We start from the raw sequence: 25834 nt of genomic DNA, 5'->3' as shown, positions 1-25834 counted from the left end.
TTCGCATGACGACGGAGAGCCGGCGCATCGCGCGGGTCCTCCTCGACTCCCCGCTGCCGCAGCTGGACCGACTGTTCGACTACACCCTGCCCGCCGAGTTCGGGGAGGTCCCGCTCGGGGTCAGGGTGCGCGTTCCCCTGCGCACGGCCAATCGGGTGATCGACGGCTACATCGTCGAGATCGACTCCGAGGACGACGCCGATCGACCGCTGTCCGCGGTCGAGAGCGTCGTCTCGGCGACACCGGTGCTTCCGGAGCGGCTGTACCGGCTCGCCCGCCGCGCCGCCGATCGTGCGGCGGGTTCCGCCTCGGACGTCCTGCGACTCGCGATCCCGAAGAGGCAGGTGCGCGTCGAGAAGGCCTGGACCGCCGATTCGACAGCAGTGGTCCCGCACGACACCGCCGTCGCTCGTGCGGCGGAGGTCGTGACCCGATACGAGGGCCTGGGGGAAGTGCTCGATGAACGCGGCCGCGCCGCGGTCGAGGCCGTGCCCGCTCTCGACGACGGCGCCCCGGCTTGGGCCGAACTGATCGCGGCGGTGGCGGTACGCACGCTCGCCACCGGAGGCTCGAGCGTTCTCGTCGTCCCGGACCATCGCGACGTCGACCGGCTCGTGGAGGCGCTGTCGCGGCTGGTGCCGGACGAAGCCGTGGTGCGCCACGACTCGAGGCAGTCCAACCCTGACCGCTATCGCGCTTTCCTGCGAACGCTCGAGGACGCGCCGTGCATCGTCGTCGGCAATCGCTCGGCCGTGTACGCCCCGATCCGAGCACGTCTGGTCGTCATCTGGGACGACGGCGACCCGCTGCTCGGAGAGCCGCTCGCCCCGTACATCAACGCGCGAGATGCCGCGTTGCTCCGCCAGGAGCAGGAGGGGTCGGCACTGCTGATCGCGGGACACACGCGCACCTCTGACACCGAGCGTCTGGTGCTGCACGGCTGGCTGAAAGACGTCCGCGCCGCTCGGCGTGTGCTGCCGCGCGTGCTGCTCAGCACGCCGCAGGAGATGGAGCAGCCGCAGGCACAGCGCATGCCATCCTCGGCGTTCCTCACCGCCAGGACCGCCGCTTCGGAAGGCCCGGTGCTGGTGCAGGTCGCGCGGCCCGGCTTCTCTCCGTCACTGGTGTGCGCGCAATGCCGTGCACCCGCGCGTTGCGCTCACTGCGGCGGCCCACTGGGCGCCCGCCACCGTGGCGCCGTCCCGGTGTGCGGCTGGTGCGGACGATCCGCTCGGGCGTGGGCGTGCCCGTTCTGCTCCTCGACCAAGCTGAGGCTCGCATCATCGGGAAGCGAGCGCACGGCCGACGAGCTCGGACGCGCGTTCCCGGGCGTGCGCGTGATCGTCGCCGACGGCACCCATCCGGTGGAGCGCGTCACCGCGCGCCCCGCTCTCGTCGTCGCCACCAGGGGCGCGGAACCCCTCGCTGAGGGAGGGTATCGTGCCGTCGTCCTCCTCGACGGAGCACGGATGCTGCAATCGCCCGATCTACGCGTCGGCGAGGCCTGCCTGCGCTGGTGGTCGAACGCGGCGGCGCTGGCCGCCCCGGGCGCTCCCATCAACCTGGTCGGCGTCAACGGGCCGGTGGCGAAGGCCCTCGCGACCTGGAACCACGCCGGCTACGCCAGGGGAGAGCTCGAATCCCGGGCGCCGTTGCGGATGCCGCCGACCATGCGCGTCGCCCAGATCGAGGGCACGGCCGAGGCTGTGGCTCGTGCGCTCACCGAGCTGCGTGAGCTGGCGTTGCCCTCGGATGCCGTCCTCGGACCGGTTCCGGTCGAATCCGACGACACGCCTGCGCGCGTGCGGGCGCTGCTCCGGTTCGACTACGCATCCGGCACCAGGGTCGCCGCGATCCTGCGCGCGGCGGTCGTCGCCGAAGCCGTTCGCCATCGACGCGGGCGGGGGCGTGCCACACGGAGCGCTCTCACGGTTCGCCTCGATATCCTCGACCCAGAGCTCTGACCCCTCCGGAGAACCTTCATGCGCCTCGTCTTCGCCGGCACACCTGCCGCTGCCGTTCCGACCCTTCGCCGCCTCGCGTCGGAGCATGACGTGGCCGCGGTCGTGACCCGGCCGGACGCGCCACTCGGGCGAAAGCGGGTGCTGACCCCTTCTCCGGTGGCCCTGGCGGCCGCAGAGCTCGGTCTGCCGGTGATCAAGGCCTCGCGGCTCGACGACGATGCCACCGCGCGGATCGCGGCGCTCCGCGCGGACCTCGGCGTGATCGTCGCCTATGGCGGGCTCGTGCGAGAGCCGTTGCTCTCTACGCCCCGCCACGGGTGGATCAATCTGCACTTCTCTCTGCTTCCGCAGTGGCGGGGCGCAGCACCTGTACAACGCGCCCTGATCGCCGGCGACGCCGAACTCGGCGTGAGCGTGTTCCAGCTCGTCCCGGAGCTGGACGCCGGTGATCTGTTCGCGACGACGACGGTCGCCGTCGCGCCCGACGCCACCGCCGATGTCGCGCTGGATGTGCTCGCCGTCGAAGGGGCAGCCGTGACCGCGGATGTCGTCGCGGCGATCGACTCGGGAGACGCACGCGCCTCGGCGCAGAGCGGAGAGGTGACGCTCGCTCCGAAGCTCACGCTGGACGACGGGCGCCTGGACTGGTCGGAGCCGCTGAGCGCCGTCTATGCGAGATTCCGTGGCGTCACGCCCGAGCCGGGGGCGCACACGACGTTCGGCGGCCAGCGGGTGAAGATCCTGGAAGCGGCACCGTCTGCGGGCGCCGATGCTCTCGCACCGGGCGCCATCGCTCAGACCAAGGGCGAGCTGCTGATCGGCACCTCCACCTCGCCGCTCGCCGTGACCCGCGTCCAGCCAGCGGGGAAGGCCGCGATGAGCGCGGTGGACTGGTGGCGAGGTCTCCGGGGCACCGAGGGTCTGCGAGCGGGCTCGTGAGCGGCCCGCAGCGGCCGGCACGCCGGGGCGCGTCGCGCGACGGGGGCGCGAACCGGGACCGGCCGACCGCCCGCGGCGTGCAGCCCGCCCGCCGCGTCGCGTACGACGTGCTGCGCGCGGTCACCGAGTCCGACGCCTATGCCAACCTGGTGCTTCCGCAGGCGATCGCCGATGCGGGACTGTCGCCGCAGGACGCGGCGCTCGCGACCGAATTGACCTACGGCACACTCCGGCGTCTCGGCACCTACGACGCGGTCATCTCGGCCGCAGCCGACCGCGACACCAGCGCGATCGATCCTGCGGTGCTCGACGCGCTGCGGCTCGCCGTTCATCAGCTGCTCTCCACCCGCGTCGCGCCCCATGCCGCGGTGAACGAGTCGGTCACCATCGTCGGGGCAGCGCAGAGCCGAGGTGCCGCGAGCTTCGCGAACGCGGTACTGCGCCGGATCACCCGGGAGACGCCCGAGGAGTGGCAGGAGCGGATCGAGCAGGCGGCACGGTCGGACGACGAACGGCTCGCCCTCCGCAGCGCCCACCCGGTGTGGATCATCCGTGCGCTGCGTCGAGCTCTCGCCGCAGAGGAGCGCGCCGACGAGCTGGAAGCTCTGCTCGATGCCGACAACGCCTCGCCCGAGGTGACGCTCGCCGCCCTGCCCGGCCTCGCCGAGAGGTCCGAGCCTGCGCGCCCGTACGCCCCGACCGCCTTCGGTTCTCCCGGTGGCGATCCGCACCGTGTCGTCGCCGGCTCCGGCGGGCGGATCCGCGTGCAGGACGAGGGATCCCAGCTGGTGGCACTCGCTCTCGCGGAGGCTGCGCCGATCCGCGCGGGGGAGCGCTGGCTCGACCTGTGTGCGGGCCCCGGCGGCAAGACCGCCCTGCTCGCCGCGATCGCCGCGCAGCACGGCGCCGTTCTCGAGGCGAACGAGGTGGTGCCGACCAGGGCACGGCTCGTGCGCAACGCGCTGCGCGCGGTACCGGGGAACGTTCCGGTGCACGAGGAGGACGGCCGGGTGCTGGCGCGATCGAGGAACGGGCAGTACGACCGCATCCTGGTCGATGCGCCGTGCACGGGTCTCGGAGCTCTCCGCAGGCGCCCCGAGGCCCGCTGGCGCAAGACGCCGGCGGATGTCGCCGAGCTCGTGCCGCTGCAGGAGGAGCTTCTCGCCGCGGCGATCGACGCGCTGGCTCCGGGCGGGATCGTGGCGTATGTCACCTGTTCGCCGCATCTCGCCGAGACATCCGGTGTCGTGCGGGAGGTCCTCCGCGGCCGCGCCGATGTCCGTCGGCTCGACGCGAGGGCGGTGATGGCCGATGTCGCCACGTCGGCCATCGATCTTGCGGGCGACGACTCCGACGAGGACGGTGGATCGGTGCAGCTGTGGCCCCACCGTCACGGCACGGACGCGATGTTCCTGGCACTGCTTCAGCGCACGTCAGCGGGTGCCGTGCCAGAGCAGGGAGAATAGACGCGTGGATCTTCCCAGCGCACCCCGCATCAATCCCAGCATCCTCGCCGCCGACTTCGTCAACATGCAGCGCGATCTCGCGCGCATCGCGACCGCCGACTTCGTCCACGTCGATGTGATGGACAACCACTTCGTGCCGAATCTCACGTTCGGACCGCAGATGGTGGAGCGGATCCAGCAGACCAGCCCCATCCCGCTCGATGTGCACCTGATGATCACCGATCCCGACGAGTGGGCTCCCGGCTACGCGGAGATCGGGGCCGCGAGCGTCACTTTCCACCTCGAGGCCGCGGCGGATCCGATCGCCCTCGCCCGACGGCTGAGAGACATCGGCGCTCGCGCCGGTGTGGCGGTGAAGCCCGACACGCCGGTCGAGGGACTCTACGAGGTGCTCGACGAGTTCGATCAGATCCTCGTGATGACGGTCGAGCCCGGTTTCGGTGGCCAGGGTTTCATGTCGGAGACGATGCCCAAGCTGCGGGCTCTCACCGATGAGGTCCGCCGCCGCGGATCGACGGTGTGGTTGCAGGTCGACGGCGGCATCTCCGACAGCACCATCGAGCAGGCCGCGGCTGCCGGTGCCGACACCTTCGTCGCCGGTTCCGCCGTGTACGGCGCAGACGATGTCGAGGCCGCCGTCACCCGGCTCAGGGACCGGGCACGAGCCGCTAGCCTGGAATCGTGAAGACTTTCGACGAGCTGTTCGCCGAGCTCAGCGCCAAGGCCGAGACCCGCCCGGAGGGCTCGGGCACGGTCGCCGAGCTCGATGCCGGCGTGCACGCCATCGGCAAGAAGATCGTCGAAGAGGCCGCCGAGGTCTGGATGGCGTCCGAGTACGAGTCGAACGATGCGGCGGGCGAGGAGATCTCACAGCTGCTGTACCACCTGCAGGTCATGATGCTCGCCAAGGGCCTGACGCTGCAGGACGTGTACCGACATCTGTGATGCGCCCCGTTCCGACCCCTCCCATCTGAAAGCCCATCCCATGCTGCGCATCGCCGTTCCCAACAAGGGGTCTCTGTCCGAGACCGCCGCCGAGATGCTCGCCGAGGCCGGCTACGCCGGGCGACGCGACCCCAAGACGCTTCACCTCATCGACGCCGAGAACGACGTCGAGTTCTTCTTCCTGCGCCCCCGAGACATCGCCACGTACGTCGCGTCGGGCGCTCTGGACGTCGGCATCACGGGGCGCGACCTGCTGCGTGACGTTCCCCAGCAGGCGCGAGAGATCGAATCCCTCGGCTTCGGCGGCTCGACGTTCCGCTTCGCGGGCCCTCCCGGACGCTTCACGTCCGTCGAGGACCTTGCCGGTGTGCGCGTCGCGTCCGCCTACCCTGGGCTGGTCGGAACCTTCCTGCGCGAGCGCGGGATCGACGCCGAGCTCGTGCAGCTGGACGGCGCGGTCGAGTCCGCCGTGCGGCTGGGGGTGGCGGATGCCGTGGCCGATGTGGTCTCGACCGGAACGACGCTCCGTCAGGCGGGCCTCGACATCTTCGGACCGGTGATCCTGGAGTCCGAGGCCGTGCTCATCAGCCGCCCCGGAGACGCCGAGGGCACCGAGACGCTGCTCCGGCGTCTGCGCGGAGTCATGGTCGCCCGGCGCTTCGTCCTGCTGGACTACGACCTCCCCGCCGACCTCGTCGACCAGGCCGTCGCCGTCGCCCCTGGCCGCGAGTCGCCGACGATCTCACCGCTGCGTGATCCCGCCTGGGTGGCCGTGCGGGTGATGATCCCCAGCAAGGGCGTCAATCAGGTGATGGACGCCCTCTACGCGATCGGCGCTCGCGCGATACTGGTCACCGCGATCCACGCCGCGAGGCTCTGATGGCACTCGCACGGCGCGTCATCCCGTGCCTCGACGTGGCTGACGGTCGCGTCGTCAAGGGAGTGAACTTCGAGAATCTGCGCGACATGGGTGACCCGGTCGAGCTCGCCCGGCACTATGCCGCCCAGGGTGCGGACGAGATCACGTTCCTCGACGTCACCGCGACGGTCGATGCCAGAGCCACGACGTACGACGTGGTGCAGCGCACGGCTGAGCAGGTCTTCGTTCCCCTCACCGTCGGCGGGGGAGTGCGCACGGTCGACGACGTGGCACGGCTGCTCTCGGTCGGGGCCGACAAGGTCGGCGTGAATTCCGCCGCGATCGCACGTCCTGACCTCCTCGGGGAGATCGCTGATCGCTTCGGCGCACAGGTGCTGGTCCTCTCGCTCGACGTCAAGCGCGCCGAGGGCACCACGTCCGGCTTCGTCGTCACCACGCACGGCGGCCGGACCCAGACCTCGCTCGATGCCGTCGAGTGGGCGAGGGAAGCCACCGAACGCGGCGCCGGGGAGCTGCTGGTGAACTCGATCGACGCCGACGGCACGCGCGACGGTTTCGATCTCGAGCTCGTCCGCCTGATGCGCGAAGCGACGCCGGTGCCGGTGATCGCCTCCGGCGGTGCGGGAAAGGTCGGCGACTTCGCCCCGGCGATCAAGGCGGGCGCCGACGCGGTGCTCGCGGCGAGCGTGTTCCACACCGGGGCCCTCACCGTCGGTGAGGTCAAACAGGCGATGCGGGCAGAGGGAGTGCTGGTGCGATGACGGATCTCGAGACGCGGATCGCTCAGGTCGCATGGAACGGCGACGGACTCGCTCCCGTGATCGTCCAGCAGTGGGACAGCCGTGAGGTGCTCATGCTCGCCTGGGTCGACGATGAGGCGCTGCGGCGCACGCTCACCTCCGGCCGGGCCACATACTGGTCGCGCTCGCGCCAGGAGTACTGGCGCAAGGGCGACACGTCCGGCCACATCCAGACCGTCCGCGAGGCTCGGCTGGACTGCGACGGCGACGCCATCCTGCTCCTGGTCGAGCAGACCGGCCCCGCCTGCCACACCGGCACGCACACCTGCTTCGACACCACTGACCTCGAAGCGGTACCGGGCTCAGGCGACGTATGAGCATCGCGCGCCGCGGTCGCTCGCTCGCCGTGTCCGGGTTCCTCCTGGCCGGGGCCGTCGGGATCATCTCCTCCACGCAGACCTGGCTCGTCGTCGACCGAGCTGATGCGGGGGAGGCGATCGCAGTAGCGGGGGCCGCCGCTCTGCCGCTGCTCGCCCCGCTCAGTCTCGCGGTGCTCGCGCTCGGCGCTGCCCTGTCGATCGCGGCGCCGATCGTGCGCCTGGTGTTCGCGGTGCTCGCGGGGGCAGCGGCCGTCCTCCTCGGGTGGTCGAGCCTGCAGCTCTTCATCGCGCGCCCCGTCAGCGCGGTGTCATCCACCGTCACCGACAAGACCGGACTGGCCGGGGGCGATGCTCTGACCGACGTCATCGGAGCCGTCACACCCACCGCCTGGCCCGCGCTCGCGCTGGCCGGATGGGTGCTGCTGCTCGCGACGGCTGTACTCGTGCTGCTGACCTGGCGTGGGTGGAAGGCCGGAGGGCGCCGCTACCGCACCGACGCCGACATCGCCACCGGAGAACGCGGTGACGGCGCCGTCGACGCTGTCGAATCCTGGGACGACCTGTCGCGCGGAACCGACCCCACACGATGACACCGATAGACTGATCGCGACCCCGCACGTCGTCCCCCGGAGGAGAACATGACCAACCCGATCGCCGATCCCGGCCACGGACACTCGCCTGCGGCCTGGACTGCCGTGGTGATCATGCTCGTCGGCTTCACCGCCGGCACGGTCGCGTTCTGCTTCGAGCAGCCGGTGCTCGTCTGGGCCTCCGTCGGGATCATCATCATCGGTGCGATCGTCGGATGGGTCCTGGCCAAGGCTGGCTATGGCGTGAAGGGTCCCAAGTACTCGCCGAAGGCGCACTAGTGGTTCTCGCCGACCTGACGGCCGGCGCTGTCGCAGACGCCGAGCGGCGAGCCATCGAGCGCCCGCTCGCCGAGATCGAGCGCGCAGCTCTGGCGCGGCCCGCCGCGAAGGATGCCGTCGCCGCGTTGGCGCCGACGGAGCGCGTGAAGATCATCGCGGAGGTCAAGCGCGCGAGCCCCTCGCGCGGAGCCCTGGCCGACATCCCCGATCCTGCGCTGCAGGCGTCCCTCTACGAGACCGGTGGCGCCTCGGCCATCAGCGTGCTCACCGAAGAACGCCGATTCGGCGGCAGCCTCGCCGATCTTGAGGCGGTCACCGCGCGCGTCTCGGTGCCGGTGCTCCGCAAGGACTTCATCGCAACGCCCTACCAGGTGTTCGAGGCGCGTGCTGCAGGTGCCGATCTCGTGCTGCTCATCGTCGCAGGGCTCGACGCATCGGTGCTGCGCGAGCTGTTCACGCTCATCCAGCAGCTCGGTATGACTCCGCTCGTCGAGACGCACTCCGCCGATGAGCTCGAGCAGGCGATCGACCTGGGCGCGCCGCTCATCGGCGTCAACGCTCGCGATCTGAAGACCCTCGAGCTCGACCGGGATCTCTTCGGGCGTCTCGCCGAACGGATCCCCGATTCGGCCGTCAAGATCGCGGAATCCGCTGTGCTGACCCCGGACGACGTCGCGCACTACCGGGCCGCCGGGGCCGATGTCGTCCTCATCGGTGAGGCGCTCGTCACCGGCGATCCCGTCGCGACCCTGAAGAGCTTCCTGGAGGTGGGATGAGCCTGCGCGATCAGCACGGTCCGTTCTTCGGATCGTACGGCGGGCGGTACATGCCCGAATCACTCATCGCCGCGATCGACGAGCTCACCGCGGCGTACACGGCCGCCATCGCCGATCCCGCTTTCCGCGACGAGCTCGCCGGTCTCCTCAGTTCCTACGCGGGTCGTCCTTCGCCGCTCACCGAGGTGCAGCGGTTCGCCCAGCACGCCGGCGGCGCGCGCGTCTTCGTCAAGCGGGAGGACCTCAACCACACGGGTTCCCACAAGATCAACAACGTCCTGGGTCAGGCGCTGCTGACCAGACGCCTCGGGAAGAGCCGTGTGATCGCCGAGACCGGGGCGGGCCAACACGGCGTCGCCACCGCCACCGCCGCTGCCTTGTTCGGTCTCGAATGCACCATCTACATGGGTGAGGTCGATACCGAGCGCCAGGCGCTCAATGTCGCCCGTATGCGCCTGCTGGGCGCTGAGGTGGTGCCGGTGATCACCGGATCGCGCACCCTGAAGGATGCCATCAACGACGCGTACCGCGACTGGGTCGCCTCGGTGGCCACGACCAACTACATCTTCGGCACGGCAGCAGGCCCTCACCCCTTCCCGGCGATGGTGCGTGATTTCCAGAAGATCATCGGCGAGGAGGCGCGGCAGCAGCTGCTCGACGTGGTCGGCAGGCTTCCGGATGCGGTCGTCGCGTGCGTCGGCGGCGGATCGAACGCGATCGGCATGTTCGACGCCTTCCTCGACGACGAAGGCGTGAAGCTCTTCGGTGTGGAGGCCGCGGGCGACGGCGTCGACACCGCGCAGCATGCCGCGTCGATCGAGCGCGGCCGACCCGGCGTCCTGCACGGTGCCCGGACGTACGTGCTGCAGGACGAGGACGGGCAGACCGTCGAGTCCCACTCGATCTCGGCCGGGCTCGACTATCCGGGCGTCGGCCCCGAGCACTCCTGGCTGTCCGACATCGGTCGGGCCGAGTACATCCCCGCCACCGACGACGAGGCCATGCAGGCGCTTCGCCTGCTCAGCCGCACCGAGGGCATCATCCCGGCGATCGAGTCGGCGCACGCGTTGGCCGGCGCGATCCGCCTCGGTCGGGAGCTGGGCGAAGAGGCCGTCATCGCGGTCTGCCTCTCCGGACGGGGCGACAAAGACATGGACACCGCTGCGCGCTACTTCCACCTCTACGACGAGTCGGCGGCGGAAGCGGCACAGGAGGCCGAAGCCGCAGAGGCGGCCGAGCGAGCCGAGGTCGCCTCATGAGCCGAGTCGAGCAGGCGATCCAGAAGGCGCACGACGCCGGGCGTACCGCGTTCGTCGGCTATCTTCCGGTCGGGTTCCCCGACCTCGAGACGAGCATCCGGGCCGCTGTCACCCTCGCTGAGAACGGCGTCGACGTCATCGAACTCGGGCCGCCCTACAGCGACCCGGTGATGGACGGCGCCATCATCCAGGAGGCCACCCGGGCAGCACTCGCCGCCGGCTACCGGACGCAGGACCTCTTCACGGCGCTGCGTGCGATCACGGCCGCCACCGACGTCCCCGTCGTCGTGATGACGTACTGGAACCCGGTTCTGCAGTACGGCGTCGAGCGGTACGCGGATGACCTGCTCGCCGCGGGCGGTGCCGGACTCATCACGCCCGACATCACTCCGGAGGCGGCATCCGACTGGATCGCCGCGAGCACGCGGACAGGCCTCGACCGCATCTTCCTGGCGGCTCCCACCTCCACCGACGATCGGCTCGACCTGATCGTGGCCGCCTCGACCGGATTCGTCTACACGGTCTCGACCATGGGCATCACCGGAGAACGCGCTGCCCTCGACCGAGCGGCACGCACGCTCGTCGCCCGGCTCAGGGAGCACGGCGCACAGCGTGCGTGCGTCGGCATCGGAATCTCCACCGCCGATCAGATCGCCGCCGTGGGGGAGTACGCCGACGGCGCGATCGTCGGCACGGCACTCGTCCGCGCCCTCCGCGACGGGGGCCTGCCCGCCCTCGCCGAGGTCACCAGAACCCTGGCCGCCGGCACGACGTCCGCGCGCCCCGACACCGAGAACTAGAATCGCACTCATGTCCCTCGCGCTCCACAGCACCGTCAACGGCGTGCTCGCCAGTATTCCGAGTCCGCCGGTCGCCTACCTCGACCTGGGCCCGATCCGCATCCACTTCTACGCGCTGTGCATCATCGCCGGCATCATCGCCGCCGTCTTCCTGACGAATCACCGACTGACCAAGCGCGGCGCGGAGCCGTGGGTCGTCATCGACATCTCGATCCTCGCGGTGCCGCTCGCGATCATCGGTGCGCGGATCTTCCATGTGCTCACGCACCCGAGCGACTACTTCGGCGAAGGCCACAACACCTGGAATCCGTTCGAACCCGGATCGGTGTGGGCGATCTGGGAGGGCGGGATCGCCATCTTCGGCGCGCTCATCGGCGGCGCCGTCGGTGCGTATCTCGGATGCCGCTGGACCGGCATCCGCTTCTGGACCTTCGCCGACGCACTCGCCCCCGGTCTGTTGCTGGCGCAGGCGATGGGACGCTTCGGCAACTGGTTCAACAAGGAGCTCTACGGTCTTCCCACAGACCTGCCGTGGGGGCTGGAGATCCCGGCCGACAACCCGGCCTTCCCGCCGGGGCTCGCCGAGGGCACGCTCTTCCACCCCACATTCCTGTACGAGGTGCTCTGGAACGGCCTCGGCGTCGTGCTGCTGCTGTGGCTGAGCCGCAAGCTGTTCTTCCAGTGGGGCCGGCTGTTCGCGATCTACCTGATCTGGTACAGCGCCGGCCGCATCGTCTGGGAGTCGATCCGGATCGATCCGAGCGAGATCATCCTGGGGCTGCGCACCAACGTGTGGGCGGCGATCGTCGGCGTCATCGTCGGCCTCGTGATCCTGATCGTCCAGCGGCGCCGGCACCCCGGTCTCGAGCCTTCGCCGTACATGCCCGGTCGCGGGCGGAAGGATGTCGACGCTGATGTACAATCGCAAGACAATCCCTCCGATTTCGTGGACGTGAGCGAGCCTCCCTCCGAAGAAGTCACCGCAGGAGCCACCGCCACAAGCACCGCTCCCACGGACGCGGACGGCACCCGATAGCCGCCAGGTCCGTGAGGACCCAAGCATCCACCCGGCCAATGACGTCCCCGGGTCATTTGAAGATCTGAGGACGGTACCGCATGGAATCCAGCGACCTCCGCACGCCCACCGGCATGGGGTTCCCGGCCAAGCAGGGCATGTACAACCCGGCGTTCGAGAAGGACGCGTGCGGCCTGGCCATGGTCGCGACGCTCCGCGGGCAGGCAGGCCACGACATCATCTCGCTGGCGCTCGAGGCGCTTCGCAACCTCGAGCACCGCGGCGCGATCGGGTCGGATGCCGGAACCGGTGACGGCGCCGGCATCCTCACCCAGATGCCGGACGAGTTCCTCCGTGCCGCGACGACGTTCGAGCTGCCGCCGGTCGGGGAGTACGCCGCGGGCCTCGCGTTCCTTCCTCGTGACTCGGGCCAGCGTCGCCAGCAGAAGGCGGGGATCGAGCAGATCGCACGCTCCGAGGGGCTGCGGGTGCTCGGCTGGCGTGAGGTGCCCACCGTCAACGAGCATCTGGGCAAGCTGGCCGATGAGGCTCGTCCTGCCTTCGAGCAGCTCTTCGTGAGCGCGGGCGGTTCGACGCTCGAGGAGGCGCCGCTTTCGGGCATCGCCCTCGATCGCGTCGCGTATCGGCTGCGCAAGCGCGCAGGGCACGAGCTGGGCGCCTACTTCGTCACGCTCTCCAGCCGCACCCTCGGCTACAAGGGCATGGTGACCACGCTCCAGCTGGAGCCGTTCTACCCCGACCTGCAGGACGAGCGGTTCGCGTCAGAGCTCGCCGTGGTCCACTCCCGATACTCGACGAACACTTTCCCCTCGTGGCCGCTCGCGCAGCCCCTGCGCATGCTCGCCCACAACGGCGAGATCAACACCGTCGGCGGCAACCGCAACTGGATGCGGGCGCGGCAGTCCCAGCTCGAGTCCGAACTGCTCGGCGACATCTCGCCGCTGCTGCCCATCTGCACCGACGGTGCGAGCGACTCGGCGTCGTTCGACGAGGTGCTCGAGCTGCTCACTCTCACCGGCCGCACTCTGCCGCACGCGATCATGATGATGGTGCCGGAGGCCTACGAGAAGCAGGCCGACCTCTCGCCGGAGCTTCGCGCGTTCTACGAGTACCACTCGAACCAGATGGAGCCGTGGGACGGGCCGGCAGCTCTCATCTTCACCGACGGGACTCTCGTCGGTGCCACGCTCGACCGCAACGGGCTCCGCCCCGGCCGCTGGACAGAGACCACCGACGGCCTCGTCGTGATCGGCTCGGAGACCGGCGTGCTCACCTTCGAGCCGGACCGGATCAAGCGCCGCGGCCGGCTTCAGCCCGGCAAGATGTTCCTCGTCGACACCGCACAGGGCCGCATCGTCGAGGACGAGGAGATCAAGCACGACCTCGCCACCCTCCACCCGTGGCAGGAATGGCTGGATGCCGGCGCCGTGCGTCTGGCGGAACTGCCCGAGCGCGAGCACATCGTGCATCCGCCTGCGTCGATCACGCGCCGCCAGCGCACCTTCGGCTACACCGAGGAGGAGGTGCGCATCCTTCTCACCCCGATGGGACAGAACGGTGTCGAGCCCCTCGGCGCGATGGGATCCGACACGCCCATCGCGGTGCTGAGCAAGCGTCCGCGTCTGCTCTTCGACTACTTCACGCAGCAGTTCGCGCAGGTGACCAACCCTCCGCTGGACTCGATCCGCGAGGAGGTCGTCACCAGCCTGAAGCTCGGTCTCGGCCCGGAGCGGAACCTGCTCTCGTGGGGGCCGGAGCACACCAGGACGGTGTCTCTCGACTTCCCGGTCATCGACAACGACGAACTCGCCAAGATCCGGCACATCGACAAGGCCCTGCCGGACCGCTCGAGCGTGACCATCCGCGGGCTGTACCACTTCGACGCCGGTCCTCAGACGCTCGAGGAGCGCCTCACGGAGATGTGCGCCGAGGTCGATGAGGCCATCGAGAACGGGGCGGAGTTCATCATCCTCTCCGACCGTGACTCCAACAAGGACCTCACTCCCATCCCGTCGCTGCTGATGGTCTCGGCCGTGCACCATCACCTCATCCGTCGCGAGAACCGGATGAAGGTGGGTCTGATCGTCGAGGCCGGCGACGTCCGCGAAGTGCACCACGTCGCCACGCTGATCGGCTACGGGGCGTCTGCGGTCAACCCGTACCTCGCGATGGAGACGGTGGAGCACCTCGTGCGCACCGGGTACATCACGGGCATCACCCCCGAGAAGGCCGTCCGCAATCTCATCTACGCCCTCGGCAAGGGCGTCCTGAAGATCATGTCGAAGATGGGCATCTCGACGGTGTCCTCCTACGCCGGTGCGCAGGTGTTCGAGGCCGTCGGCCTCAGTCAGGAACTCATCGACGCCTACTTCACCCGCACCGAGTCGAAGCTCGGCGGTATCGGGATCGAAGACATCTTCGCGGAGAACCAGGCGCGCCACGATTACGCCTACCCCGAGGATGCCGCCGCCCGTGCTCACGAGAGGCTGTGGACCGGTGGCGAGTACCAGTGGCGCCGCGACGGCTCTCCTCACCTGTTCAACCCGGAGACCGTCTTCCGCCTGCAGCACTCGACGCGTACCCGTCGCTATGACATCTTCCGCGAGTACACCAAGCTCGTCGACGACCAGGCCGCAGAGCTCAAGACTCTGCGCGGGCTCTTCAAACTGCGCACCGGAACGCGCAAGCCAGTGCCGCTGGACGAGGTCGAGCCGGTCTCCGCGATCGTGAAGCGCTTCTCGACCGGGGCGATGAGCTACGGATCGATCTCGAAGGAAGCGCACGAGACGCTCGCCATCGCCATGAACCGGATCGGCGGAAAGTCGAACACCGGAGAGGGCGGGGAGGACACCGATCGCCTGCTGGACCCCGAGCGGCGCAGTTCGATCAAGCAGGTCGCCTCCGGGCGCTTCGGCGTGACGAGCCTGTACCTCACCGAGGCGGATGACATCCAGATCAAGCTCGCTCAGGGCGCGAAGCCAGGGGAGGGCGGCCAGCTGCCCCCGGCCAAGGTCTACCCGTGGGTGGCCCGCACGCGGCACGCGACCGCGGGAGTCGGCCTCATCTCGCCGCCCCCGCACCACGACATCTATTCGATCGAAGATCTCAAGCAGCTCATCTTCGACCTGAAGCGCGCGAACCCCGAGGCACGCATCCACACCAAGCTCGTCAGCCAGTCGGGCATCGGCGCGGTGTCGGCCGGCGTCGCGAAGGCGCTCAGTGACGTCATCCTCGTCTCCGGCCACGACGGCGGCACCGGCGCCAGCCCTCTCAACTCGCTCAAGCACGCCGGGACCCCGTGGGAGCTCGGGCTCGCCGAGACACAGCAGACGCTGATGCTCAACGGCATGCGGGACCGCGTCGTCGTGCAGGTGGACGGTCAGCTCAGGACCGGTCGTGATGTCATCATCGGCGCCCTGCTCGGGGCCGAGGAGTTCGGCTTCGCCACGGCGCCGCTCGTCGTCAGCGGGTGCATCATGATGCGCGTCTGCCACCTCGACACCTGCCCGGTCGGCGTCGCCACGCAGAACCCGGTGCTGCGCGAGCGCTTCACCGGCAAGCCCGAGTTCGTGGTGAACTTCATGGAGTTCATCGCCGAAGAGGTACGCGAGCTGCTCGCCGAGCTCGGTTTCCGGTCGCTCGATGAGATCATCGGGCGGGCCGAGCTCATCGAGGTCGACGAGGCGATCGAGCACTGGAAGGCGGAGGGACTGGATCTCAGCCCCGTGCTCGAGGGCCCGGCATTCCCGGCCGGCGAGCCGCGCCGCAGCGGGCGAGCTCAGGACCACGAGCTCGACAAGCACTTCGACGTGCAACTCATCGACATCGCCAAGGACGCACTCCTCAACGGCGAGCCCGTCGTCGTCGAGCTGCCGATCAGCAACACCGAGCGCGCCGTCGGCACCATGCTGGGGCACCAGGTGACGGCCCGGCACGGTGCGGCCGGGCTCGCTCCGGAGACGATCGATGTCACGCTGCACGGCACGGCCGGGCAATCGCTCGGCGCGTTCCTGCCGCCCGGCATCGTGCTGCGTCTCGAGGGCGATGCGAACGACTACGTCGGCAAGGGTCTCTCCGGCGGCGACATCACGATCCGGCCGCCGCGCGGCTCTGCGATCGCTCCGCACGAGAACGTCATCGCCGGCAACGTGATCGGCTACGGCGCGACCTCGGGGACGATGTTCATCTCCGGTGTCGTCGGCGAGCGGTTCCTCGTGCGAAACTCCGGCGCGACCGCTGTCGTCGAGGGCGTCGGAGACCACGCCCTCGAGTACATGACCGGCGGCCTCGCCGTCATCCTCGGCCCGACCGGACGCAACCTCGGCGCCGGTATGTCCGGGGGAGTGGCGTACGTTCGAGCGCTCGGCAGCGAGAAGGTCAACGCCCAGGCCCTCGAGAGCGGAGAGCTGCTGCTCGAGCCGCTCGATCGCGCCGACCTCGAGGTGCTGCGCAGTCTCCTCGTCGCGCATGTGGAGCGCACGGCGTCTCCGCTGGCGGCCGAGATCCTGGAAGGCTTCGATGCGAGCGCATCGGAGTTCGTGAAGGTGCTTCCCCGTGACTTCGCCGCCGTGCGGAGCATGCGTGAAGAGGCCGAGGCCGCGGGAATCGACCCCGACGGCGACATCGTGTGGAACCGCATCCTGGAGGTGACCGGTGGCTGATCCCAAAGGTTTTCTGAAGGTCACGGAACGTGAGCTTCCCGCCCGCCGTCCGGTGCCGGTGCGCATCATGGACTGGAAAGAGGTGTACCAGCCGGGGGACCAGGCGGTGCTGCGGCGTCAGGCCGGCCGCTGCATGGACTGCGGCGTGCCGTTCTGTCACTCGGGCTGCCCGCTCGGCAACCTCATCCCGGAGTGGAACGACCTCACCTGGCGGGGTGAGGGACGCGCGGCGATCGAGCGTCTGCACGCCACCAACAACTTCCCCGAGTTCACCGGTCGACTGTGCCCCGCTCCCTGCGAGAGCGCCTGCGTGCTGAGCATCAACCAGCCCGCCGTCACTATCAAGCAGGTCGAGGTCTCGATCATCGACGAGGCGTTCGCGAAGGGCTGGGTCGAGGCGCAGCCGCCGGCACGTCTGACCGGGAAGACCGTGGCCGTCGTGGGCTCCGGGCCTGCCGGTCTCGCCGCTGCCCAGCAGCTCACCCGCGCCGGCCACACCGTCGCCGTCTTCGAGCGGGACGACCGCATCGGCGGGCTGCTGCGCTACGGCATCCCGGACTTCAAGATGGAGAAGTCCCACCTCGAGTCGCGCCTTCGCCAGATGCAGGAGGAGGGCACCCGTTTCCGCGCCGGCGTCGAGATCGGCAAGGACATCTCGTGGGCGGATCTTCGGGCTCGCTACGACGCCGTGGTCATCGCCACCGGCGCCACCGTGCCGCGCGATCTGCCGATCCCCGGCCGTGACCTCGCCGGAGTCCACTTCGCGATGGAGTACCTCGTGGAGTCGAACCACGCGGTCGCCGGCGACAAGGTGCCCGAGCAGATCACCGCCGAAGGCAAGCACGTCATCGTGATCGGCGGCGGCGACACCGGTGCCGACTGCATCGGAACCGCGCACCGCCAGGGGGCGCTCAGCGTCACCAACCTCGCGATCGGCAGCCAGCCGGCGACGGCCCGTCCGGATCACCAGCCGTGGCCGACGATGCCGACGCTCTTCGAGGTGCAGTCCGCCCATGAAGAGGGCGGCGAGCGGGTGTTCCTCGCATCGACCGTCGAGTTCCTGGGCAACGAGGTCGGAGAGCTGCGTGCGCTGCGGGTCGCTGAGACCGAGTACGTCGACGGTCGCCGGGTGCCCAAGAGCGGCACCGAGCGAGAGATCCCCGCCGATCTCGTGCTCATCGCGATGGGATTCACCGGTCCCGAGCAGGATGGCTTCACCGAGGACACGCGTCCGCAGGTGACCGATCGCGGCGCTTTCCAGCGCGACTCTTCCTACGAGTCGACGCTGCCCGGAGTCTTCGTGGCGGGCGACGCCGGTCGCGGCCAGTCGCTCATCGTCTGGGCCATCGCCGAAGGTCGAGCCGCGGCCGCGAGTGTCGACCGGTACCTCATGGGCGAGACGGTGCTGCCGGCGCCGGTGCGCCCGAGCGATGTCGCGATCGGCCTTCAGCCCGCGTAGGCTGAGCCGCGGCACCGTCGCCTGTTCTGTCATCCCCCTCTACTCTGGAGTATCTGTTGAGACGCGCGAAAATCGTCGCCACCCTGGGCCCTGCCACATCCACCTATGACACCGTGCGCGCGCTGATCGACGCCGGTGTCGATGTCGCCCGCCTCAACCTGAGCCACGGAGACTACTCCGTGCACGAGAACAACTACGCGAACGTCCGTCGTGCCGCAGAAGACTCCGGTCGCGCCGTCGCCGTGCTCGTCGACCTGCAGGGGCCGAAGATCCGCCTCGGCAAGTTCGAGGGCGGCCCGTACGAGCTCGCGGTCGGCGACATCTTCAAGATCACGACCGAAGACATCGTCGGCAACCGAGAGATCTGCGGCACGACCTTCAAGGGTCTGCCGCAGGACGTAAAGGCGGGCGATTTCCTGCTCATCGACGACGGCAAGGTCAAGGTCGAGGTCGTCGATTCCGACGGCGTCACCGTGACGACCCGCGTCGTCGTCGCGGGCGCCGTCTCGAACAACAAGGGCATCAACCTGCCCGGTGTCGCCGTCAACGTCCCCGCACTGAGCGAGAAGGACGAGGACGATCTGCGGTGGGGTCTGCGCATCGGAGCGGACATCATCGCGCTGTCGTTCGTCCGCAATGCCGCCGATGTGGTGCGGGTGCACGAGATCATGGCCGAAGAGGGCGTGAAGATCCCGGTCATCGCCAAGGTGGAGAAGCCTCAGGCCGTCGATGCGCTCGAGGAGATCGTCGACGCGTTCGACGGCATCATGGTCGCCCGCGGCGACCTCGGGGTCGAGCTGCCGCTGGAAGCGGTGCCGATCGTGCAGAAGCGCGCCGTCGAACTCGCACGCCGCAACGCCAAGCCGGTCATCGTCGCCACGCAGATGCTCGAGTCGATGATCAACAGCCCGGTGCCGACGCGGGCCGAGACCTCCGACGTCGCGAACGCCGTGCTCGACGGCGCGGACGCGGTCATGCTCTCGGGCGAGACCAGCGTCGGCGACTACCCCATCGTGGTCGTCGAGACGATGGCGCGCATCGTCGAGTCGACCGAGGAGCACGGCCTCGAGCGCATCGCGCCCCTGACGACGAAGCCGAAGACGCAGGGTGGTGCGATCACCCTCGCAGCTCTCGAGGTCGCGGAATTCGTCGACGCCAAGTTCCTCTGCGTCTTCACACAGTCCGGAGACTCCGCTCGCCGTCTGTCGCGTCTGCGCTCACGCATCCCGATGCTCGCGTTCACGCCGGAACCCGGCATCCGTCGTCGTATGGCGCTGACCTGGGGCATCCGTTCGACGCTCGTCGACATGGTGCAGCACACCGACCTGATGTACCACCAGGTCGACGAGTACCTGCTCGAGAGCGGCCTGGCGTCGGAGGGAGACAAGGTCGTCGTGATCTCCGGTTCCCCTCCCGGAATCATCGGTTCGACGAATGACATCCGCGTTCACAAGGTCGGGGATGCCGTCAACGGCGCAGCTCCCGTCTACAAAGAAGGTCTCTGAACGCACGGCTTCGCGAGGGGGAGTGGCCGCACGGCTGCTCCCTCTCGCTCGTCCGCATCACGCTGCGCTGGCGACCCATGTCAACCCGCTGCCGGCTTCCGGTCCGGCCCGGTAGCTTTCTCGCATGACCACGGAGCGCCGACAGATCGACATCGAGGGGCTGGCGTTCCGGCTGATCGTGAGCCCGCGGCCCGCCGCTTCGACAACGCCGACGATCGTGCTCGTCCATGGCATCGGCATGTCACACCGATACCTCGCCCGGTTGCACCGAGTGCTGGCCCGCTCGGCCCGTGTCGTCTCGATCGATCTGCCGGGGTTCGGTGGCCTGCCGAAGCCGGGTTACGACCCGGACGTGCCGCGGATGGGTCGCGCTCTCGCCGAGGTCATCTCGACCCTCGGTGATGCTCGGGTCGTCCTCGTCGGGCATTCGATGGGCGCGCAGTGGGTGGTGGAGGCGGCGGCGCAACTGCCCGGCGTCGTGGCGGCGGTCGTGGCGATCGGTCCTGTGGTCGACCAGGAGAATCGGACCTTGTCCGCGCAGGTGCGCGCACTCGCCATGGACACGCTCGGAGAGACCCCCCGGATCAACGCGATCGTCTTCAGCGACTATGTCCGGTGCGGTCCGCGGTGGTATCTCACCCAGGTTCGTCACATGCTGGCCTACCCGATCGAGCAGCGGGTGAGGGCTCTGGAGGTGCCGCTGCTGGTGATCCGCGGCGAGAAGGATCCCGTGGCCGGGCGTGATTGGTGCCGTCGCCTGACGGCTGCGGCCTGGTCAGCGCGACTCGTGCACGTCCCCCGTCGGCATCACGTGGTTCAGGAATCGGCACCGCTGGCCGTCGCTGACGCCATCTTGTCCCACACGGCGTCTGCGCACCCCGGCTCCGCGCCCGAACCCGTGATGACCTCGACCACGCTCGGCACGCCGTGATACGTGTGTTCCGGGCAGCGGGGTGGTGGCTGTCCGACTACGTCTATGCAGGGTACTGGCAACTTCGTGCGTTCTTCGGTCGTATCGACCCGACGGTGTTCGCATCGGGCCCCGCCGCCCCGGTCGTCGTCATCCCCGGCGTCTACGAGACGTGGAAGTTCATGCAACCGCTGATCGCTCTCATCCACGACCACGGCCATCCGGTCCACATCGTCGACAGCCTCCATCGCAATCGGCATCCGGTGGCGGAGCTCGCCGACGCCATCACGCGGTACCTCGAGACCGAGAACCTCACGGACGTGATCCTCGTGGCTCACAGTAAAGGGGGGCTCGCCGGGAAGCTGGCGATGACGGGGCCCGCTGCCGCGCGCATACGGTCGATGCTGGCGATCGCGACGCCGTTCGGGGGATCGCGCTACGCGCGCCGTATTCCCGTCCGGACGCTGCGTGCGCTCTCACCGGACGACCCCTCGATCGTCGGACTGGCGCAGCAACTGACGGTGAATGAACGCATCGTGTCGGTCTACGCCGACTTCGATCCTCACATCCCCGAAGGGAGCGCCCTGAGGGGTGCGAAGAACGTGCGCCTCGCCACAGGCGGCCATTTCCGCATCCTCGCCCACCCTCGCCTCCTCGCCGAGCTCGCGGTGATGGCGCAGTAGTGCCTCTCACGGCCCCAGGCTGGGCCGCGAGAGGTGTCATTCTCAGGCGTCGTGCGCCGTTCGGCAAGCCCCTCTTAGTAGCGCTCACCGAAACGTAGACAGATACCTGAACCAAGGAGGAGCCATGCCCGCAGGCGATGTCGAGACCTTCCACCCGGGCGGGGCCTGGTGGAATCGGATCGAGGGTGGGGGGCAGGTCATCGGCCATGCCTTCCGAACGCGAGCAGAGGCGGCAGCCGCCGGGCGCGAGGTGGCTCGGGCCCGCCAGGTCGAGCACCTCGTGCGAGACCTCGAGGGGCGAATCGGTGACAGGAGCACGTACGGCCATGATCCGCGCTCGATCCCAGGGTGAGATGACGGGCCGACTCCGCTCGGGTCGACCGAGCATGTGGGCGCCTGCAAATCCGGAGAACCAGCTCTCGGTTCGTGGGGGCACGGTAGGCTCGGCGAGATCCCCCGACCTCTGAGCCAAGTAGACCGGAAGGGGTGATCCTGCTCGGGAAGCGATAACGGGAGCCATGGTGAAGGTGAACAAAGTCAGGTTCGACGGCCAGACATTCCTGCTCGACGCGAACCAGGATGTCGACGAGACCAAGCAGAAGATCGTCGCGGCCATGCGTGAGGGATCGGATTTTGTCGACTTCCGCACGGTCGGGCATGGCACCATCTCGCTGCTGGTCGCACCGGGCGTGCCTGTTCGCTTCGAGGTCGTGGAAAGATCGGCCGAGGAACTCGAGCGCTTCGAGATCGACCCGCTTCCGCTGGATGGACCCTGGCTCGAGTACGAGTTCTGACCCTGCCGCTCATCTCTGGGTGCCGGCGGTGGGACTCGAACCCACACGCCCTTTCGGACAAAGCATTTTGAGTGCTCCGCGTCTGCCATTCCGCCACGCCGGCTCGTGTGTCGCGTCTTCGACTTTAGCGCAGGGGAGCGCGGCATCGGTTCCCGCACCACGTGCCGCCTGTTCGCCGCGGCCTCTCCACTAAGATGGATGTGTGACCGAGCAAGAACAGGCTGAGCAGCCCACGGCATCCGCCCCCCGACGCGTCGTCGTCGCAGAGGACGAATCGCTGATCCGCCTCGACATCGTCGAGATTCTCCGCGACAACGGCTTCGACGTCGTCGGCGAGGCAGGCGACGGTGAGACGGCGGTGCAGCTGGCGACCGAACTGCGCCCCGATCTCGTGATCATGGATGTGAAGATGCCGCAGCTCGACGGCATCAGCGCCGCCGAGAGACTGCACAAGGGCAACATCGCGCCCGTCGTGCTTCTCACCGCCTTCAGCCAGAAAGAGCTCGTCGAGCGCGCGAGCGAGGCAGGTGCCCTGGCGTACGTCGTGAAGCCGTTCACCCCGAACGACCTTCTCCCCGCGATCGAGATCGCGCTGGCCCGTCACGAGCAGATCATCACCCTCGAGGCTGAGGTCGCCGACATGGTCGAGCGCTTCGAGACCCGCAAGCTCGTCGACCGCGCCAAGGGCCTTCTCAACGAGAAGATGGGTCTGAGCGAGCCCGAGGCGTTCCGCTGGATCCAGAAGGCGTCGATGGACCGTCGCCTCACGATGCAGGACGTCGCCAAAGCGATCATCGAGCAGCTGGCACCGAAGAAGTAGTGTTCCAGCTCGACGCCGAGCACGTGCTGCGACCGGTGCGATCCGGTGACGGTGCCGCCCTCGCGAGCGCCTACCGCGCCAACCGCGAGCACCTCGCTCCCTGGGAGCCGATACGCGACGAGGACTTCTTCACCGCGGAGTGGCAGGAGCACCACGCGCGTGAGTGTGAGGCCGAAGCGGATGCCGGCCGCAGTCTGCGATTCGTGATCGAGGCCGCGGACGGCGAGATCCGCGGACGGGCCAATCTCAACAACATCGTCCGAGGCGCTTTCTGGAGCACCGACCTCGGTTACTGGGTGGGCGCGGGCCAGCTCCGTCGCGGCCTCGGCTCCCGCGCCGTGGCGACGATCGTGCAGTACGCTCGGGATGACCTGGGCCTGCATCGGATCCAGGCCGCGACGCTGCTTCACAACCACGCGTCGCAGCGCGTCCTCACGGGGAACGGCTTCGAGCGCATCGGCATCGCGCCGCGCTATCTCCGCATCGCCGGACACTGGCAGGATCACGTGCTGTTCCAGAGGATCCTCGACGACGAGAAGGCGCCACCGGCCTCGACGTTGCTCGGGCCGACTCCCCGGACTAGCGTGAAGGGGAGAGGTGGTGACCGTGGATGAGGGGTTGCGCATCGCGTTGACGCGCCTCGACGATCCTGCCGTCGAGGTGAACACTCTGCCGCGTTCCTTCCTGGCGGTTCTGCCGGTGACCGGTGCCTCGGTGGCAACCCTCGGCGGGTTCCTGGGGAGTCAGACGGTGTCGGCGACCGACAGCTCTTCAGCATGGCTGGACGAGTTGCAGTTCGACCTCGGCGAGGGTCCGTGCTGGGACGCACTCCTCACCGCCCGCCCCGTCATGGAGCCGGACCTGCGAGGAGAGCAAGGGGCGCAGCGATGGCCGGCGTTCGGCCGTGCGGTCAGGCGGCGCAGTATCGCGTCGATCTTCGCGTTCCCGCTCTCGATCGGAAACCTCCGGTTCGGCGCCGTCGATCTGTACTCCAGCGTGCCCTTGACCTTCGACGCCGCCCAGACCGAGCAGGCCAGTGCACTCGCGTCCGCCGTGGCGAGACATGTGCTGCGACGTAGCCTCTCCGATCTCGAAGAGCCCGAGAGCGCACTCTCGCCCTATTCACGCCGACGCGTGCACCAGGCCACGGGCATGGTCCTGGCGCAGCTCGACATCGATGCTGATGATGCCCGGCTGCTGTTGCAGAGCCACGCATTCGCGACGGACCGCAATGTGATGGCCGTGGCAGATGATGTGCTCGACGGTCGACTGATCTTCTCGAAGGACTCCGGCGCGATCGAGGTGGACTCATGACGACTCTCGACCGCGACCGACGGCTTCTGACCACGTTCACCCAGCTGGCAGACACTCTCGTCGATGACTACGACGTGGTGGAGCTGATGCAACGGCTCGTCGACACCTGCGCGGAGCAACTCGAGGTCGCGGCTGCCGGATTGCTGCTGGCCGACGGCGGCGGCGAGCTCGAGCTGGTCGCCTCCACGAGCGAAGTCGGAACCATCGTCGAAGCGCTGCTTCTCGCATCTCAGAGTCCCATCGATCCCACGTACGACACCGCGGCTGCCATCTCGGTCGCAGAGGTCGCGGCGCTCGGACCGGAATGGGAGGACTTTCGCCGGAGTGCACTCGCCTCGGGGTTCACCACACTCGTGACCATACCGCTCCGCCTGCGCAACCAGACGATCGGGGCCCTCAACCTCCTGCAACGCGAAGACGGAGTCCTGCGAGAGGACGACCTCATCGTCGCGAGGGCACTGGCTGACCTCGCGACCATCGGGATCCTCCATGAGCGCGCGCTGCGCGAGACCGAAGCGCTGGCGGAGCAACTGCAGCATGCGCTCAACAGCCGGGTGGTCATCGAGCAGGCCAAGGGCGTGGTCTCTCACATGAACCGCGTGCCCGTCGACGAGGCTTTCACCCTCATCCGCACCTATGCGCGCTCGCACGGCGAGCGCCTCGGCGACGTCGCGCGCGCCATCGTCGAACGGCGCCTGAGGCTCGAGTAGGTTCGAAAACTTCCCGTCAAGGGGTGCCGCGATCGTTGGCTGTGTGCATAAGCTGATCTGGCGTCGCCCCAGACCCGGTGACATTCGACATGAATGCGCTCGGGGGCTTTCGGATGAAGCGGATCATCACCACTTTCGGCGACTTCCATACCGGTGACGAGATCGCCGATGCCGTGGGGCGCTACGGCCTCGCCTTGGCGCGGATCCGCGATACCGATGTCGTCGACGTTCCCTTCGTCACCGAGGACGGCACGGTGGATCGGCTGGAGCTGCGCATCGGCTGGCTCGTGGACATCGGCATTGCGCGCAACGGCAGGGCAGGAATCGCGGTGATCGAACCGGAGACGGTCGAGCAGTTGACCGATCACGCGCTCGCGATCGAGCGCTCTGGGGTGCCGTCCGTCGAGGAGGACGATTCCTGGGCCCTGTGGGACGAGCTCTGAGCCGTCGACGACCGGGCTTCTGCGTTTCTCAGCCCGCCGGTGCGTCCTTGATCATGTTGGTGATCCGGATCGTCGAGCACCGGCGTCCCTGATCGTCAGAGACGACGATCTCGTGCACGGTCATGCTGCGTCCGAGATGCAGCGGTGTGCACACGCCCGTCACCACGCCCGACGTCGCCGAGCGCGTGTGGGTGGCATTGATGTCGACGCCGACGGCCAGCCGCCCCGGGCCGGCGTGCAGATTCGCGGCCATCGATCCGAGCGATTCGCCGAGAACCACGTAGGCCCCGCCGTGCATGAGCCCGACAGGCTGCGTGTTGCCTTCGACGGGCATGGTCGCGACACAGCGTTCGAGACTGAACTCGACCCACTCCATCCCCATCCTCCGGGACAGCTCGCCCATGCCGCGGGCCGTGGCCCAGGCGAGTCCTTCCGACATCCCGGCGTCGCTCATCGATCCTCCTCAGCGGGTGTCAGCGGT

General features: G+C 68.7%; 27 protein-coding genes and 1 tRNA gene. 26 read left to right on the top strand and 2 right to left on the bottom strand.

Annotation, left to right across the window (positions count from 1 at the left end; translation table 11 throughout):
* Nucleotides 1-5 precede the first annotated feature (5 nt).
* From RIN18_RS06305 to RIN18_RS06205, 21 genes are all read left to right on the top strand, one after another.
* The gene (locus RIN18_RS06305) at nt 6-1964 is read left to right on the top strand and encodes a primosomal protein N' (RefSeq protein WP_309103103.1); all 1959 of its coding nucleotides are present in this window, start codon (nt 6-8) and stop codon (nt 1962-1964) included.
* Nucleotides 1965-1982: 18 nt separating this feature from the next.
* Nucleotides 1983-2903 (top strand): methionyl-tRNA formyltransferase, encoded by a 921-nt coding sequence (gene fmt / locus RIN18_RS06300; RefSeq protein ID WP_309103102.1) that lies wholly within the window; start codon nt 1983-1985, stop codon nt 2901-2903.
* A gap of 77 nt (nt 2904-2980) precedes the next feature.
* Nucleotides 2981-4369, top strand: a complete 1389-nt coding sequence (locus tag RIN18_RS06295; protein ID WP_309103186.1) for a transcription antitermination factor NusB — start codon at nt 2981-2983, stop codon at nt 4367-4369.
* Between the two features lie 4 nt (nt 4370-4373).
* Entirely contained in the window at nt 4374-5054 is a 681-nt protein-coding gene (gene rpe / locus RIN18_RS06290; RefSeq protein ID WP_309103101.1) for a ribulose-phosphate 3-epimerase, read from the top strand.
* Nucleotides 5051-5314, top strand: coding sequence for a phosphoribosyl-ATP diphosphatase (locus RIN18_RS06285; protein WP_309103100.1), 264 nt, complete (start codon nt 5051-5053; stop codon nt 5312-5314). Before rpe ends, RIN18_RS06285 begins: the two co-directional genes overlap by 4 nt.
* A 40-nt stretch (nt 5315-5354) precedes the next feature.
* Nucleotides 5355-6194, top strand: coding sequence for an ATP phosphoribosyltransferase (gene hisG, locus RIN18_RS06280; protein WP_309103099.1), 840 nt, complete (start codon nt 5355-5357; stop codon nt 6192-6194).
* Nucleotides 6194-6955, top strand: coding sequence for an imidazole glycerol phosphate synthase subunit HisF (hisF, locus tag RIN18_RS06275; RefSeq protein WP_309103098.1), 762 nt, complete (start codon nt 6194-6196; stop codon nt 6953-6955). The genes hisG and hisF overlap by 1 nt, the downstream gene beginning before the upstream one ends.
* On the top strand, nt 6952-7311 hold the full coding sequence (gene hisI / locus RIN18_RS06270; protein WP_309103097.1) for a phosphoribosyl-AMP cyclohydrolase: 360 nt from the start codon (nt 6952-6954) through the stop codon (nt 7309-7311). Before hisF ends, hisI begins: the two co-directional genes overlap by 4 nt.
* Entirely contained in the window at nt 7308-7904 is a 597-nt protein-coding gene (locus RIN18_RS06265; protein ID WP_309103096.1) for a Trp biosynthesis-associated membrane protein, read from the top strand. Before hisI ends, RIN18_RS06265 begins: the two co-directional genes overlap by 4 nt.
* Before the next feature lie 48 nt (nt 7905-7952).
* Complete coding sequence (locus tag RIN18_RS06260; protein ID WP_309103095.1) at nt 7953-8183, top strand: HGxxPAAW family protein; 231 nt, start codon at nt 7953-7955, stop codon at nt 8181-8183.
* Nucleotides 8183-8959 (top strand): indole-3-glycerol phosphate synthase TrpC, encoded by a 777-nt coding sequence (gene trpC, locus RIN18_RS06255; RefSeq protein WP_309103094.1) that lies wholly within the window; start codon nt 8183-8185, stop codon nt 8957-8959. Before RIN18_RS06260 ends, trpC begins: the two co-directional genes overlap by 1 nt.
* Nucleotides 8956-10218, top strand: coding sequence for a tryptophan synthase subunit beta (trpB, locus tag RIN18_RS06250; RefSeq protein WP_309103093.1), 1263 nt, complete (start codon nt 8956-8958; stop codon nt 10216-10218). Before trpC ends, trpB begins: the two co-directional genes overlap by 4 nt.
* On the top strand, nt 10215-11018 hold the full coding sequence (gene trpA / locus RIN18_RS06245; RefSeq protein ID WP_309103092.1) for a tryptophan synthase subunit alpha: 804 nt from the start codon (nt 10215-10217) through the stop codon (nt 11016-11018). Before trpB ends, trpA begins: the two co-directional genes overlap by 4 nt.
* Before the next feature lie 10 nt (nt 11019-11028).
* Nucleotides 11029-12054, top strand: coding sequence for a prolipoprotein diacylglyceryl transferase (lgt, locus tag RIN18_RS06240; protein WP_309103091.1), 1026 nt, complete (start codon nt 11029-11031; stop codon nt 12052-12054).
* 80 nt (nt 12055-12134) lie between these two features.
* Complete coding sequence (gltB, locus tag RIN18_RS06235; RefSeq protein ID WP_309103090.1) at nt 12135-16715, top strand: glutamate synthase large subunit; 4581 nt, start codon at nt 12135-12137, stop codon at nt 16713-16715.
* On the top strand, nt 16708-18174 hold the full coding sequence (locus tag RIN18_RS06230; protein ID WP_309103089.1) for a glutamate synthase subunit beta: 1467 nt from the start codon (nt 16708-16710) through the stop codon (nt 18172-18174). The genes gltB and RIN18_RS06230 overlap by 8 nt, the downstream gene beginning before the upstream one ends.
* Before the next feature lie 56 nt (nt 18175-18230).
* Complete coding sequence (gene pyk / locus RIN18_RS06225) at nt 18231-19679, top strand: pyruvate kinase (protein WP_309103088.1); 1449 nt, start codon at nt 18231-18233, stop codon at nt 19677-19679.
* 124 nt (nt 19680-19803) lie between these two features.
* Nucleotides 19804-20610 carry an alpha/beta hydrolase gene (locus RIN18_RS06220; RefSeq protein WP_309103087.1) on the top strand — a complete coding sequence of 269 codons (807 nt, stop codon included), beginning with the start codon at nt 19804-19806 and terminating at the stop codon, nt 20608-20610.
* Complete coding sequence (locus tag RIN18_RS06215) at nt 20607-21272, top strand: alpha/beta hydrolase (RefSeq protein WP_309103086.1); 666 nt, start codon at nt 20607-20609, stop codon at nt 21270-21272. Before RIN18_RS06220 ends, RIN18_RS06215 begins: the two co-directional genes overlap by 4 nt.
* A 124-nt stretch (nt 21273-21396) precedes the next feature.
* Entirely contained in the window at nt 21397-21624 is a 228-nt protein-coding gene (locus tag RIN18_RS06210) for a DUF2188 domain-containing protein (protein WP_309103085.1), read from the top strand.
* Between the two features lie 166 nt (nt 21625-21790).
* Complete coding sequence (locus RIN18_RS06205; protein WP_309103084.1) at nt 21791-22066, top strand: hypothetical protein; 276 nt, start codon at nt 21791-21793, stop codon at nt 22064-22066.
* 20 nt (nt 22067-22086) lie between these two features.
* Here RIN18_RS06205 and RIN18_RS06200 read toward each other — a convergent pair.
* A tRNA-Leu gene (locus tag RIN18_RS06200) sits at nt 22087-22169 on the bottom strand.
* 99 nt (nt 22170-22268) lie between these two features.
* Between RIN18_RS06200 and RIN18_RS06195 the strand changes: the two genes are divergently transcribed.
* The 5 genes from RIN18_RS06195 to RIN18_RS06175 all read left to right on the top strand — a co-directional run bounded on the left by RIN18_RS06195 (nt 22269) and on the right by RIN18_RS06175 (nt 25353).
* A complete protein-coding gene (locus RIN18_RS06195) occupies nt 22269-22886 on the top strand; it encodes a response regulator (RefSeq protein WP_309103083.1) in 618 nt (205 codons plus the stop codon).
* Complete coding sequence (locus tag RIN18_RS06190; protein ID WP_309103082.1) at nt 22886-23500, top strand: GNAT family N-acetyltransferase; 615 nt, start codon at nt 22886-22888, stop codon at nt 23498-23500. Before RIN18_RS06195 ends, RIN18_RS06190 begins: the two co-directional genes overlap by 1 nt.
* Nucleotides 23487-24200: a GAF and ANTAR domain-containing protein gene (locus RIN18_RS06185; protein ID WP_309103081.1), complete on the top strand. Its 714-nt coding sequence runs from the start codon at nt 23487-23489 to the stop codon at nt 24198-24200. The genes RIN18_RS06190 and RIN18_RS06185 overlap by 14 nt, the downstream gene beginning before the upstream one ends.
* Complete coding sequence (locus tag RIN18_RS06180) at nt 24197-24910, top strand: GAF and ANTAR domain-containing protein (RefSeq protein WP_309103080.1); 714 nt, start codon at nt 24197-24199, stop codon at nt 24908-24910. The genes RIN18_RS06185 and RIN18_RS06180 overlap by 4 nt, the downstream gene beginning before the upstream one ends.
* Nucleotides 24911-25023: 113 nt before the next feature.
* On the top strand, nt 25024-25353 hold the full coding sequence (locus RIN18_RS06175; RefSeq protein WP_309103079.1) for a hypothetical protein: 330 nt from the start codon (nt 25024-25026) through the stop codon (nt 25351-25353).
* 28 nt (nt 25354-25381) lie between these two features.
* On the opposite strand, the gene RIN18_RS06170 is transcribed toward RIN18_RS06175, so the two are convergent.
* Nucleotides 25382-25807 carry a hotdog fold thioesterase gene (locus RIN18_RS06170; RefSeq protein WP_309103078.1) on the bottom strand — a complete coding sequence of 142 codons (426 nt, stop codon included), beginning with the start codon at nt 25805-25807 and terminating at the stop codon, nt 25382-25384.
* Nucleotides 25808-25834: the final 27 nt, after the last annotated feature.

This window comes from Microbacterium sp., assembly GCF_031179285.1.
GTDB lineage: Bacteria > Actinomycetota > Actinomycetes > Actinomycetales > Microbacteriaceae > Microbacterium.
The sequence above is the reverse complement of the archived record's forward strand: the minus strand, read 5'-3'. Positions and strand labels throughout refer to the sequence as shown.